The 12,342-nt window shown below is 73.3% G+C and carries 12 protein-coding genes; 8 read left to right on the top strand and 4 right to left on the bottom strand.

Going from position 1 to position 12,342, the window contains the following annotated elements:
- Positions 1-166 precede the first annotated feature (166 nt).
- Together O1G21_RS30175 and O1G21_RS30170 are read right to left on the bottom strand one after the other, a co-directional pair.
- Entirely contained in the window at positions 167-553 is a 387-nt protein-coding gene (locus O1G21_RS30175) for a VOC family protein (protein ID WP_270148117.1), read from the bottom strand.
- A 4-nt stretch (positions 554-557) separates the two neighbouring features.
- The gene (locus tag O1G21_RS30170; RefSeq protein ID WP_270148116.1) at positions 558-1,115 is read right to left on the bottom strand and encodes a GNAT family N-acetyltransferase; all 558 of its coding nucleotides are present in this window, start codon (positions 1,113-1,115) and stop codon (positions 558-560) included.
- 124 nt (positions 1,116-1,239) lie between these two features.
- On the opposite strand from O1G21_RS30170, the gene O1G21_RS30165 reads away from it, so the two are divergent.
- The 6 genes from O1G21_RS30165 to O1G21_RS30140 all read left to right on the top strand — a co-directional run bounded on the left by O1G21_RS30165 (position 1,240) and on the right by O1G21_RS30140 (position 6,518).
- Positions 1,240-2,004 carry an SDR family NAD(P)-dependent oxidoreductase gene (locus tag O1G21_RS30165; protein ID WP_270148115.1) on the top strand — a complete coding sequence of 255 codons (765 nt, stop codon included), beginning with the start codon at positions 1,240-1,242 and terminating at the stop codon, positions 2,002-2,004.
- Between the two features lie 20 nt (positions 2,005-2,024).
- On the top strand, positions 2,025-2,387 hold the full coding sequence (locus O1G21_RS30160; protein WP_270148114.1) for a MerR family transcriptional regulator: 363 nt from the start codon (positions 2,025-2,027) through the stop codon (positions 2,385-2,387).
- Between the two features lie 51 nt (positions 2,388-2,438).
- Positions 2,439-3,974 carry an AMP-binding protein gene (locus O1G21_RS30155; RefSeq protein ID WP_270148113.1) on the top strand — a complete coding sequence of 512 codons (1,536 nt, stop codon included), beginning with the start codon at positions 2,439-2,441 and terminating at the stop codon, positions 3,972-3,974.
- Positions 3,975-4,347: 373 nt separating this feature from the next.
- Positions 4,348-4,809 carry a hypothetical protein gene (locus O1G21_RS30150; protein ID WP_270148112.1) on the top strand — a complete coding sequence of 154 codons (462 nt, stop codon included), beginning with the start codon at positions 4,348-4,350 and terminating at the stop codon, positions 4,807-4,809.
- 126 nt (positions 4,810-4,935) lie between these two features.
- On the top strand, positions 4,936-5,739 hold the full coding sequence (locus O1G21_RS30145) for an alpha/beta fold hydrolase (protein WP_270148111.1): 804 nt from the start codon (positions 4,936-4,938) through the stop codon (positions 5,737-5,739).
- Positions 5,740-5,744: 5 nt separating this feature from the next.
- Complete coding sequence (locus O1G21_RS30140; RefSeq protein ID WP_270148110.1) at positions 5,745-6,518, top strand: MerR family transcriptional regulator; 774 nt, start codon at positions 5,745-5,747, stop codon at positions 6,516-6,518.
- Between the two features lie 113 nt (positions 6,519-6,631).
- On the opposite strand, the gene O1G21_RS30135 is transcribed toward O1G21_RS30140, so the two are convergent.
- Positions 6,632-7,459, bottom strand: coding sequence for a helix-turn-helix transcriptional regulator (locus tag O1G21_RS30135; RefSeq protein ID WP_270148109.1), 828 nt, complete (start codon positions 7,457-7,459; stop codon positions 6,632-6,634).
- A 148-nt stretch (positions 7,460-7,607) separates the two neighbouring features.
- On the opposite strand from O1G21_RS30135, the gene O1G21_RS30130 reads away from it, so the two are divergent.
- Together O1G21_RS30130 and O1G21_RS30125 are read left to right on the top strand one after the other, a co-directional pair.
- Entirely contained in the window at positions 7,608-8,432 is an 825-nt protein-coding gene (locus tag O1G21_RS30130; protein ID WP_270148108.1) for a TIGR03084 family metal-binding protein, read from the top strand.
- A 65-nt stretch (positions 8,433-8,497) separates the two neighbouring features.
- Positions 8,498-9,055 carry a Uma2 family endonuclease gene (locus tag O1G21_RS30125; protein ID WP_270148107.1) on the top strand — a complete coding sequence of 186 codons (558 nt, stop codon included), beginning with the start codon at positions 8,498-8,500 and terminating at the stop codon, positions 9,053-9,055.
- Between the two features lie 13 nt (positions 9,056-9,068).
- Here O1G21_RS30125 and O1G21_RS30120 read toward each other — a convergent pair whose 3' ends face one another.
- Complete coding sequence (locus tag O1G21_RS30120) at positions 9,069-12,305, bottom strand: error-prone DNA polymerase (protein WP_270148106.1); 3,237 nt, start codon at positions 12,303-12,305, stop codon at positions 9,069-9,071.
- Between the last annotated feature and the right edge of the window lie 37 nt (positions 12,306-12,342).

The following is a 12,342-nucleotide window of genomic DNA, read 5'->3' as shown; positions in this document are numbered from 1 at the left end:
TGGTTGCCGGGGTGGAACGGGATGGCGTCGGACAGGGTCGATTATCGAACGGACTCTCGGTGGCCGCCCGGGGTCTCGGCCGGTCGTGTGACGGTCCTCGCCCACCTCCCCTCGGCCGTGGACGGCACCTTCCCTCGCCGCGGGGCCGCCCGGAGCTCCGCGGGGCTCAGGCGGCGCCGGTGGCGAGGCGCTCGGCGTGGCTGCGCTCGACGCACAGCTCGTTGCCCTCCGGGTCGGCCAGGGTGACCCAGCCGGTGCCGTCCGGGTTGCGGCGGTCCGCCAGCACCGTCGCACCCAGGGCGACCAGGCGCTCGACCTCCTCGTCCCGGCCGCGGTCCTGCGGCTGGAGGTCGAGGTGGATCCGGTTCTTCGCCGACTTGCCCTCGGGCACCCGGATGAAGAGCAGCGAGGCACCGGCGGAGTTCACCACCGCCTCCTCGTCGCCCGGGTTGTCGTCCTCGCCCAGGGTGCCGTCCAGCGCCTGCGCCCAGAAGCCCGCGAGGCCGTGCGGGTCGGCGCAGTCGATCGTCACGTGTCGCACCAGAGAAGCCATGCGCTTACTCTGACCGCCGTAGCCCGGTCGCGTCCAGGTATTCGCGGGAGTGCCGGTGGCCGTCCAGCGGGTACGGCGGGTAGGCCGGGACGATCTCCGTGAGCGGGTAGCCGCTCTTCTCCGCGACCCGGCAGGAGGCGTCGTTGTCCCCTTCGTGCAGCAGGTCGATCCGGCGCAGGCCGCCCTCGGCGAAGGTGGCGAAGGCCCAGCTGGTGAGGGCCTCCACCGCGCGCGGGGCCAGGCCCCGGCCGCGCGCCGGGGCGGCCGTCCAGTAACCCACCTCGGCTCGCTCTCCACCCGGGGTGCCGCGCTTGAGCACGACGTTGCCGACCAGTGCGCCGGCTTCGAGGACGGCGAAGGAGTAGCGGGTGCCCGCCGCCCAGCCCTCGTACTGCGCGTTGAGCCAGCGCGCGGCCTGCTCGGCGTCGTCGATCGTCCTACGGTTGCGGCGGCGGAGGGTCTCGTCCCGGTAGGCCTCGATCAGGGCCGGTGTGTCGGCGTCCTCGAAGGCCCGCAGCAGCAGGCCGGCGGCCCTCGGGCGGGTGCTCACGGTGATGGTCATCGGTGGTCTCCCCTGGGTTCGGAACCGTGCGTCGCGATCTTCCTGACGGACGGTCGGCGGTGCCGATCCGGTTGCGTTCCCGGCTTGACCTTGACGCTGGCGGCAGGGTCGGAGGCTGCTCCGCATGAGCGACGAGAACGTGGTGCAGCATCGGGTCGTGGTGGTCACCGGGGCCGGGACGGGGATCGGGCGGGAGACCGCGCGCGCCTTCGCGGCCGCGGGGTCCCGGGTGGTGGCGGTCGGCCGGCGGGCGGAGCCGCTGGCGGAGACGGCGGCCGCGCACCCGGGGCTGATCGAGCCGCTGGTCGCGGACGTCACCGGGCCGGACGCTCCGGAGACGATCGTCGGGTCGGCCCTGGAGCGGTACGGGCGGCTGGACGTGCTGGTCAACAACGCCGGGATCGTGCAGAGCGGGCAGGTCGTCGGCGGCTACCAGCGGGCGGGCATCGAGACGCTGCTGGCCACCAACCTGGTCGCCCCGGTGCTGATCGGACAGGCCGCGTTGCCGGCGCTGAGCGAGAGCCGGGGGGTGGTGGTCAACGTCAGCACCGCCGTCGGGCAGCGCGGCTGGCCGAACAACGCGGTGTACGCGGCGGGCAAGGCGGCACTGGAGACGATCACCCGCAGCTGGGCGGTCGAGCTGGCGCCGCGCGGCATCCGGGTGGTGGCGGTGGCGCCCGGGGCGATCGACACCCCGATCGGCGAGCACTCCGGGTACAGCCCCGAGCAGTCGGCGGCGATCCGCGCGTGGCAGCTCCAGCACACCCCGCTAGGCCGGATCGGCCGACCCGCCGAGGTGGCCTGGGCGATCACCCAACTCGCTTCGCCGCAGGCCTCGTTCGTGACCGGCGTAGTGTTGTCGGTCGACGGGGGCGCGCTGGTGGGCTGAACGGATGGGACGCGGTAGGGGTGCGGATCGGGGAACTGGCGGAGCGGACGGGCAGTACCGCCCGGGCGCTGCGGCACTACGAGCAGGCCGGGCTGATCGACTCCGAGCGGGCGGCCAACGGCTACCGGGAGTACGGGGAGTCGGCGGTCGTGCGAGTGCGCAACATCCGTGCCCTGGTGGCCGCCGGGCTCACCCTGGAGGACCTCCGGCCGCTGCTGGGCTGCCTGGACGGGGACGTGCTCGCGCAGCCGCCGTCGGAACGGGTGCTGGGGATCGCCCGGAAGCGGCTGGCGGTGCTGGAGCGCCGGATCGCCGCCCAGACCGAGGCGCGGGACCGGCTGGCCACGGCGCTGGCGGCGGCCGGAAGTCCCGCGGACAGGTGACACCCCCGATCGGGGGTGTGCAGGGAGCGCGCGGGATAGGACAGTGGGCGCATGCAGATTCCACTCTCCGTGATGGACTTCCTCGACCGGGCCGAGCTGGTCTACGGCGACCGGGTCGGCATCGTCGACGAGCCGGTGCAACCGGCCGAATCCTGGGGCGAGCTGAGCTATCGGCGGGTCGCCGAACTCGCCCGGGCCCAGGCGGCCGGGCTGGACCGGCTCGGCGTCGGGCCGGGCGAGCGGGTCGCGATCGTCTCGCACAACTCGGCCCGGCTGCTCACCTCCTTCTTCGGGGTGAGCGGGTACGGCCGGGTGCTGGTGCCGGTCAACTTCCGGCTGCGGGCCGAGGAGGTCGCGTACATCGTCGAGCAGAGCGGCGCCTCCGTCCTGCTGGTCGACCCCGAACTCGCCGACGCGCTCGACGGGGTGGCGGCCAAGCACAAGTTCGCGCTCGGCGCGGACAGCGACGCCGTGCTGTACGACTTCGACGACTCGCCACGCCGGTACGCGATCTCCGAGAACGACACCGCCACCATCAACTACACCAGCGGAACCACCGCCCGCCCCAAGGGCGTTCAGCTCACCCACCGCAACATCTGGCTGAACGCCACGCTGATGGGCCTGCACTACGGCGCGAACGACCGGGACGTGTACCTGCACACCCTGCCGATGTTCCACGCCAACGGCTGGGGCCTGCCGTTCTCGCTCACCGGGCTCGGCGCCCGGCACATCGTGCTGCGCAAGGTGGACGGCGCGGAGATCCTGCGCCGGGTCGAGCGGCACGGGGTGACCTTCCTGTCCGGCGCGCCCGCCGTGGTGCAGATGGTGCTGGACGCGGCCGCCGACTGGGGCGGCCCGGTGCCGGGCCGGGACCGGGTGCGGATGATCGTGGCCGGCGCGCCGCCGCCCACCTCGGTGGTGCAGCAGGTCGAGGAGCAGCTGGGCTGGGAGTTCATGCAGCTCTACGGCCTGACCGAGACCGCCCCGATCGTCACGGTCAACCGCTCGCGCGCCGAGTGGGACGCCCTGCCGCCCGCGGAGCGGGCCGAGAAGCTGGTGCAGGCCGGCGCCCCGGCACTGGGCACCCAGCTGCGGGTCGACCCCTCCGGCGAGGTGCTGGTGCGCTCCAACACCGTGCTGGACGGCTACTGGCGCCAGCCGGAGGCCAGCGCCGAGGCGCTGCGCGACGAGTGGTTCCACACCGGCGACGGCGGCACCCTCACCGACGGCCAACTGACCATCTCGGACCGGAAGAAGGACGTCATCATCAGCGGCGGGGAGAACGTCTCCTCGATCGAGGTGGAGGACTGCCTGTACAGCCACCCGGCGGTGGCCGAGGTGGCGGTGATCGGGGTGCCGCACGAGAAGTGGGGTGAGACGGTCAAGGCGCTGGTGGTCCTCCGGGAGGGCCAGGCGGCCGTCACCGAGGCGGAGTTGATCGCGCACTGCAAGCAGCGGCTGGCCGGGTACAAGTCGCCGACCTCGGTCGAGTTCCGGGACGTGCTGCCGCGGACGGCCACCGGGAAGCTGCAGAAGTTCCGGCTGCGGGAGCCGTACTGGAGCGGGCGGGAGCGTCAGGTCAACTAGGGCGTGGGATGCCCTAGGGTGGGGCGATATCTCTGCCTGTCGACCGGCTCGCCCTGGACCAGCTCGATGCCCACCTCGAGGCGCTCTGGCACGGAACGGACCTCCCGCCCACGGAGGTACCGGCCGACCTCGCCTCTGACGGTGCGGGCGAGCTCGTTCGCTGGGCCCTTGACCGGTTGCGGGCCGTGCCTCGCGAGCCGAGGGACGTCTTCGTCCGCGAGGTCGGGGGCCTGCTGGCGGAGTTCCGCAGCCGTCGCTGTCCCTGGAACGCGGCCCTGCGGCTGTTCGACGACGTCTACGCGTTCGCGGCGACCGGTCCTCGGCGGCACGAGGACTGGGCGCACGACGTTCTCGCGCCGTGCTGCACCAGGAGGTGTCCGATCCCCGTGGCTGGGTCCGGCTGGATCCGGACAGCACCAACACCGCGCGGCGTACGGTGCCGGCCTATCCCTTCGCTCCCCCGGCCGCGTCGGAGTTCCCCGAACGCCTGTACCGCCTGGACGCCGAGGCGGCGGTCACCGCTCTCGCCGTCATGGCGGAGGAGTGGTCGGGCCGGCCCCTCCCCGTCCGCTTCCGGCCGGACCGGGATGTCGTGCTGGCCGATGCCCGGACCCTGCTCGACCGGTACGGCCGCGCCGCGGCCTACTGGACCAACGCGACGGCCGCCGCCTCGGACCCGGCCACGGACTTCCTGGCGACGGGGCTCCAGGGCACCGACTCCCACGGTTTCCTCACCTCCGAGTACCTCAACGGTCTCGACCTCGGACGCGACCTGGGCCTGATCGCGGTGACCGACGACGAGGTGGGTGTTTTCTGGTCGTTCGAGGCGTACTGACGGTCGGAGGCCCGGTCGTAGGGCCGGGAGGGGACGTTCGCGGGGCCGGGCTGGTGGTGCCGGCAGGCCGGGGCTCACGGAAATGCGTCTTGACCCGGCCCTTGGGGCAGGGTCAACGCTGATGGTATGACGAACTCGAACACGATTCGCCCGGCCTGGAGTGGCATGTTGCCGGTGGAGGACACCGCGCTGGCCGTGACCGACACCGGTGGGGCAGGTACCGCTGTGGTCTACCTGAACGGTACCTTCGCCGGCCAGCGGCACTGGCGGCCCGTCATCGACGAGCTGGGGTCGGGGTGGCGACACATCTCCTACGACGAGCGGGCCCGCGGCAAATCGAAGAAGTCGGCGGACTATTCGTTCGAAGCCTGTGTCCGTGATCTCGACGCCGTCCTCACGGCGAGGCGGGTGGAGCGGCCGCTGCTGGTGGGCTGGTCCTACGGCGCGTTGCTCGGGGTGCGGTGGGCCGCTCGGAATCCGGGCCGCGTCGCCGGCGTGGTCGGGGTCGACGGCCCTTACCCGGTGGGCTGGACCGACGAGGCCGACCTGGAAAAGGTCCGGCAGCTGTTCCGTAAGTTCCGATGGGCGTTGCCGATGGCGCACCTCATCGGCAACGCCGCGCGGATGAGCGCCGAACAGCATGCCGAGATCAGCGTCGAGGCCCACAAACTCCACGCCGCCCTCGAACCGGTCCTCGACGGTGTGACCGTCCCGGTCCGGTACGTGGTCGCCTCGGGGGAGGCTTTCGGAAGCTCCGGTACTTTGCAGGAGGACATGCGCGCCACTCTCGGCCCGCTGCTCGCCCGCAACCCGAACCTCACGGTGAGCGCGAAGGTCGCCAGCAACCACGGCACGATCGTGCGCAAGGACTTCCGCGCCATCGCCGAGGCCGTCCGCGAGGTCGCCGCCCTCACCCGCGAGAGTCACTGATGGCCATGACCAGCGGTGTCACGACCGGCCAGGCGGCGGCTTTCGCCGGCGTCACGATCAAGACCATTCGCCACTACCACCTGCTCGGCCTGGTCGACGAACCGCGCCGTGACGGTTCCGGATATCGCCGCTACGGGTCGTCCGACCTGCTGCGGCTGGTCCAGGTCCGGACTCTGGCCGAGTCCGGCATACCGCTGTCCGAGATCGGCGCCCTGCTCGACGCCGATCCGCAGCGGTTCGCCGCCGACCTGGCCGAGGTCAAACGGCGGCTGACCGAGCGGATCGAGGAGCTGACCGCGCGCCGCGACCTGCTGGACCGGCTCGCCAACGGCGACCGGGCCCTGCTGCCCGACCGGGCCTGCGCGTTGTTGGAGCGGGCCGCCGACCTCGGATTCACCCCGGACCAGGTGGAGACCTACCGCGAGGGCATGGTGCTGGCCAGGGCCCTGGTCCCCGACGGCTTCGACGACTTCCTCACCGAGGCCGAGCACGCCCTCGACGACACCCGGTTCGTCACCTTGAACAAGCAGTGCTGGGCCGCCAAGGACTGGGAACCCGACGACCCCCGCATCGAGGAACTCGCGACCGCCGTGGCCGACCGCTTCCTCGCCAACCCCGCGCTGCTCGCGATCCCGAATGGCCTCCAGGCCCGCACCGACGCCACCCGGTACGGCCTGCTCAACCACCACGGCGAAGACCAGGCACCGGCCATGGCCCAGCTGACCACGCTGGTCGAGACGAAACTGCGCTCCGCCGGCGTGGACATCCCCCACCAATAGCCGCAGCCCCGGAGTGGGCTGTCTGAGGGGCTGTCCGCGTGGTGGCTGTTCGGATGTTTCGGCTCGTGGCCGGTGTGTCTCGGCTCGTGGCCGGTCAGGGCGCCAGCCTGGCCTCAGCGCGTCCGGACCGGGCCGGGCGGGCGGGCGGACGCGTCCAGGAGGCCGGATTCGCGGGCCGCGAGGGCGAGTTCGGTGCGGTTGCGGACGCCGAGCTTGTGCATCGCGGACTTGAGGTAGCCGGTCACGGTGTTGCAGGTCAGGCTCAGGTGGGCGGCGATCTCCGGGTTGGTCCGGCCGGTCGCCGCCCAGCGCAGCACCTCGTGCTCGCGCGGGGTCAACGGCGGTACGGGGGCGGCCGGTCGGGGCTTCTCGCCGCTCCAGGCCGCGGCTCCGGCGAGCGCCCGGGTGGCCGCCGCGGCCAGCTTGCCGACGGCGGAGATCCGGACGTCCCCGAACGGCACCACGGCACGCAGTGAGGCGTACACCACGCCGTGCACGGTGCCGCCGTGCAGCAGCGGGACGGTGAGCATCGCGTACAGGTCCTCGGCGGTGACGGCCGCGTCGTAGTGGTGCGAAATGGTCGTCGCCGCACGGTAGTCGGGCACCCAGGTGGGTGCGCGCTCGGCCAGCGCCCGGCCGCCGAGGCCCAGGCCGGCCGGGACGGCGAGGTCGTGCAGCAGGTCGGCCCGGGTGCCCGCCCAGTGGCGCAGCACCATGCCGTCGCCGCTCCTGCCCCGCGTTCCGCTGGCGGGCAGCGGCTCGGGCACGCCGACCAGGCCGACGTCGGCACCGCACTCGGCCACCACCCGGCGGGCGAGGTCGCCGAGCACGGCGTCCCGGACCAGCTCGGCGGCGCGCGCGGCGAGCTCGGGGTCGTCGGGGTGCGCGGCGGTCAGGTCGTCCGGTTGCGCAGCGGTGAGGGTGTCCGCAGCCCTGGTCATCGCGGAATTGTCACACGTGGTGGGGCCGGTGGCGAGAGTCCTGACGTGCGTGTTTCTTGGAGTGGCGGGCATCGGCGCCGGGCTGGGCGTAGGGTGCGGCCGCCGACTACCGACGGGTAGCAACCACCTTGACTCGGAGGGGAAGCCGATGACCGACCCGAACGCCGTGGGCGACGTCCTGCACGGCCTGCTGGCCGACCTGCGGGCCGAGACCGCTGTCCTGGACGCGCTGGTGGCCGAACTGCCGGCCGACGGCTGGGCCGGGCCCACCCCGGCCGAGGGCTGGACGGTCGCGCACCAGATCGCCCACCTGGCCTGGACCGACGACTGGACCACGTTGGCCGCCCGCGACCCGGAGGGCTTCACCGCGGCGCGCGACAGCCGCTTCACCGCACTGCTGGCCGCCGGCACCGACCCGGTCGAGGCAGGCGCCCGGGAGGGCGCGGCCGCCGAGCCCGCCGAGCTGCTCGCCCGCTGGCGGGCCGGCCGGGAGGAGGTGCGGGCCGCGCTGGCCGCCGCCCCGGCCGACGCCCGGCTGCCCTGGTTCGGCCCGCCGATGAAGCCCGCCTCGATGGCGACCGCCCGGCTGATGGAGACCTGGGCGCACGGCCAGGACGTCGCGGACGCGCTCGGCACGACCCGGGAGCCCACCGCCCGGCTGCGCCACATCGCCCGCCTGGGCCTGCGCACCCTGGGCTTCGCCTTCACCGTGCACGGCCGGCCCGCCCCCGAGGCCCCGGTCCGGCTCGAACTGACCGCCCCCGACGGCTCCTCGTGGGTCTTCGGCCCGGCCGACGCGACGGACGTGGTGACCGGCCCGGCACTGGACTTCTGCCTGCTGGTCACCCAGCGCCGCCACCGCGACGACCTGGATCTCACCGCCACCGGCCCGGTCGCCACCGCCTGGCTCCCGATCGCCCAGGCCTTCGCCGGCGCCCCCGGCAAGGGGCGGACGGCAGCCTCCGGCGCCTGAACGGCCCGGGGCGGGTCTGTGCATAGACTGCGAGTCGGCCGAATGCACATACCGGAGGAGACACCGTGAGCTTCTACGAGCGGCACCGCGAATACGTCGAGGAGGTGTTGCGCACGGCCCCCGAAGGCGTCCGGGTCGAATGGTCCGGCGACACGCTGATCATGCAGGCGGCTCCGTCCAGCATTCACCAGCTGAACATCGGACTCGTCCAGCGGCAGTTCGAGCGCCATGTCCCGGACGGCTACATGTTCAGCGGCTACAGCGCGCTGACCACCCCCGACGTGACCAAGGAGCGCAACCCTGATCTGACCTACCTTCCGATCGCCTCCCTGGCCCGGCCGGGCGATACCACCCCCGCCGAGGAGGCCCTCATCGCGGTCGAGGTGGTCTCGCCGTCCAACCCGGGGAACGACTGGGTGGACAAGCTCCGCGACTACGCGGTGATGGGCATCCCGCTCTACCTGATCGTCGATCCGCGGGAGGGGGTGGTCACACTGTTCTCCGAACCGAACCGCGACCGCTACCACGTGCGGCACGACCGGAAGTTCGGCGACGGCATGCGCATCCCCGATCCGTTCGACTTCGACCTGGACCTGAGCGGGCTCGTGCGCTACCCCGACTGAGTCGCGGAAGGGCTCACAGGCCGATCCGGAGTGGGGTGAGCCGGGTGGCGATCAGGTTGGTGGCGCCGCGGTCGCGTTCGATGTGGCCGTGGACCAGCAGGCCGGCCCGGTCCAGGGCGGTGCGGCGTTGGGACTCCCAGACCGGGCGGTTGCAGATCACGTTGATCAGGCCGGTCTCGTCCTCGAGGCTGAGGAAGAGCACCCCGCCGGCCGTCGGCGGGCGCTGCCGGTGGGTGACCAGGCCGCCGACCACCACCGCGGTCCCCGGTGGGACGTCCGGGAGTTGGTCGGCGCGGAGCGCGCCGCCGCGGTCCAGGTGGGCGCGCAGGTGCTGGAGCGGGTGGCTGGTGGCGGAGGTGCCGGTGGCCCACAGGTCGGCGATGGTCTCCTCGACCGGGCTCATGCCGGGCAGCTCCGGCGCCTCGGCGCCGGGCGTGGTGCCGGGCAGCAGTTCGGCCGAGATCCCCGCGAACGCCCCTGCGGCCCAGAGGGCCTGACGTCTCGTCAGGCCGAAGCAGTCGAAGGCGCCGGCCGTCGCCAGCGCCTCCAGGACGGGCGCGGGCAGGCCGGTGCGGCGGGCGAAGTCCTCCAGGTCGGCGTACGGCTGTCCGGCCGCGATCGCCTCGGCCTGCGGAGTGCCGATGCCGCGCACCGTCTCCAGGCCGAGCCGGATGGCGGGTTGCGGGCGGCCGGCGGTCAGCGGCGGCTTGGGGGTCGGGCCCCGGTACGGTTCCAGGGTGGGGCGCGGGCCGCTGGCGTTGACGTCCACCCCGCGCACCCGGACGCCGTGCCGCCGCACGTCCGCGACCAGGCTGAGCGGGGAGTAGAAGCCCATCGGCTGGTTGGCCAGCAGGGCGCAGGTGAAGGCCGCCGGGAAGTGGTACTTGAGCCAGGCGCTGGCGTACACCAGGTAGGCGAAGCTGATCGCGTGGCTCTCCGGGAAGCCGTAGTTGGAGAAGGCCTCGATCTTGCCGTAGACGTCCTCGGCCACCTCGGGCGGGATGCCGCGCTCGGCCATCCCGGTGAGCAGCCGCTCGCGCAGCCGGGCGACCCGCTCGTGCGAGCGCTTGGCGCCCATCGCCTGGCGCAGCCGGTCGGCCTCGGAGGGCGTGAACCCGGCGCAGTCGATGGCGAGTTGCATCATCTGCTCCTGGAACAGCGGCACCCCGAGGGTCTTGCCGAGGGCGTTCTCCATCAGCGGGTGGGGGCAGCCGGCCGGCTCCACCCCGGCGCGGCGGCGCAGGTACGGGTGGACCGAGCCGCCCTGGATCGGGCCGGGGCGGATCAGCGCGACCTCGACCACCAGGTCGTAGAAGTGGTCGGGCTTGAGCCGGGGCAGGGTGGCCATCTGCGCCCGGGACTCGACCTGGAACACGCCCACGGTGTCGGCGCGGCGCAGCATCGCGTACACGCCCTTGTCGTCGTCCGGGATGGTGGCCAGGTCGTAGCGCAGGCCGTGGTGTTCCGCGACCAGGTCGCAGGCGTCGTGCAGCGCGGCGAGCATGCCGAGGCCGAGCAGGTCGATCTTCACCAGTCCGGCGCCGGCGGTGGACTCCTTGTCCCACTGCAGCACGGAACGCCCTGGCATCCGGGCCCACTCGGTCGGGCAGATCTCCCCGATCGGCTCCTTGGTGAGCACCATGCCGCCCGAGTGGATGCCCAGGTGCCTTGGCAGGCCGTGGAGTTGGCCGGCGAGCGAGAGCACGTCGGCGGGGATGACGGCGTCCGCGCCGGGGGCGGAGCGGAAGTCGGTCTGCCGGCTGAAGGCGTCCACCTGGCCCTGCGGGTAGCCGAGCACCCGGGCGGCGTCGCGGATCGCCAGCCGGGGCCGGTAGGTGATCACGTTGGCGACCTGGGCGGCGTGCTCGCGGCCGTAACGGCGGTAGACGTACTGGATGACCTCCTCGCGGCGGCGGTTCTCGATGTCCAGGTCGATGTCGGGCGGGCCGTCCCGGGCGGTGGAGAGGAAGCGCTCGAACAGCAGCTTGTAGTGGATCGGGTCGACGGCGGTGATCCCGAGGGCGTAGCAGACCGCCGAGTTGGCGGCCGAGCCGCGGCCCTGGCACCAGATGTCCTGGGCTCGGCAGAAGTCCACGATGTCGTGCACGATCAGGAAGTAGCCGGCCAGGTCGAGGTCCTCGATCACGTCCAGTTCCTTGGCGAGCTGGCGGCGGGCGGCGGCGTTGCCGGGGCCGAAGCGGGCCGGGCCGCCGGCCGCGACCAGGGCGCGCAGGTGGCTGATCTCGGTCTCGCCCTCGGGGACGGGGTAGCCGGGCAGTTCCGGGTCCAGCTTGGCGAAGTCGAAGGCGCAGGCCCGGCCGAGTTCGGCGGTGGCCCGCTGCACGCCGGGGAAGCGGGCCAGTCGGGCGGCCATCTCGCGGCCCGAGCGCAGGTGCGCGGTGCCGGCCGCCCGGGTCCAGCCGGCCGCCTCCTGCAGGGTGCGGCGCTCGTGCAGGGCTGCCAGGCTCTGCGCGAGGCGGCCCTGGGCGGGGCCGGCGTGGTGGGCGTTGGTGGAGGCGACGGTGGGGAGCCGGAGCTCGGCGGCGAGCGCGGCGAGGGCGTCGTTGCGCCGGTCGTCACCGGGCAGCCACTGGTCGATCAGCTCGACGTGGACGTTCTCGCGGCCGAACGCCTCGGTGAGGGTGCGCAGTTGCCGCTCCGCTTCGTCCCGGTCGGGCAGCGCGGCCGGGACCCGGCCGAGGCGGCAGCCGGTGAGCACCGCCCAGTGGCCGTCGTGCGCCCCGGCCAGCGTGGCGAAGTCGTACGCCGGGCGGCCCTTGGCGCCACCGGCCAGTTGGGCGGCGGCGATCGCGGCGGAGAGGCGGCGGTAGCCGGCCGGGTCGCGGGCGAGGACCAGCAGGTGCTCGGTGTCGCCTTCGCGGCTGATCGTCAGTTCGGCGCCGAACGCGGTGGCCACGCCCGTCCCCCGGGCGGCCTCGGCCAGCCGGACGGCGCCGTACAGGCCGTCGTGGTCGGTGATCGCCAGGGTCTCCACGCCCAGCCGGGCCGCCTCGGCGACCAGGTCCTCCGGGTCGCTGGCGCCGTCCAGGAAGCTGAAGGCGGAGTGGACGTGCAGTTCGGCCCAGGGTTCTTCGGGGTCGGGGTTCTCGGACCTTACGGACTCCGTTGGGACGGCAGGGGGTTCCTCGATGTGGCGGCGCAGCGGGACGACCGTGCGGTCCGGCGCGGCGCCGGTCATCCGGCGGTGCAGTTCGCTCCAGGGGAGGGTGGGGTGGCTGGTGAAGCCCATCGGGGGTTGCCTTCGTCGTTCTCGTGCTCGTCCTGCT

The organism is Kitasatospora cathayae (genome assembly GCF_027627435.1).
In the GTDB taxonomy this organism is placed as follows: domain Bacteria; phylum Actinomycetota; class Actinomycetes; order Streptomycetales; family Streptomycetaceae; genus Kitasatospora; species Kitasatospora cathayae.
Note: the sequence above shows the minus strand (reverse complement) of the source record. Positions and strands in the feature narration are given on the sequence as shown.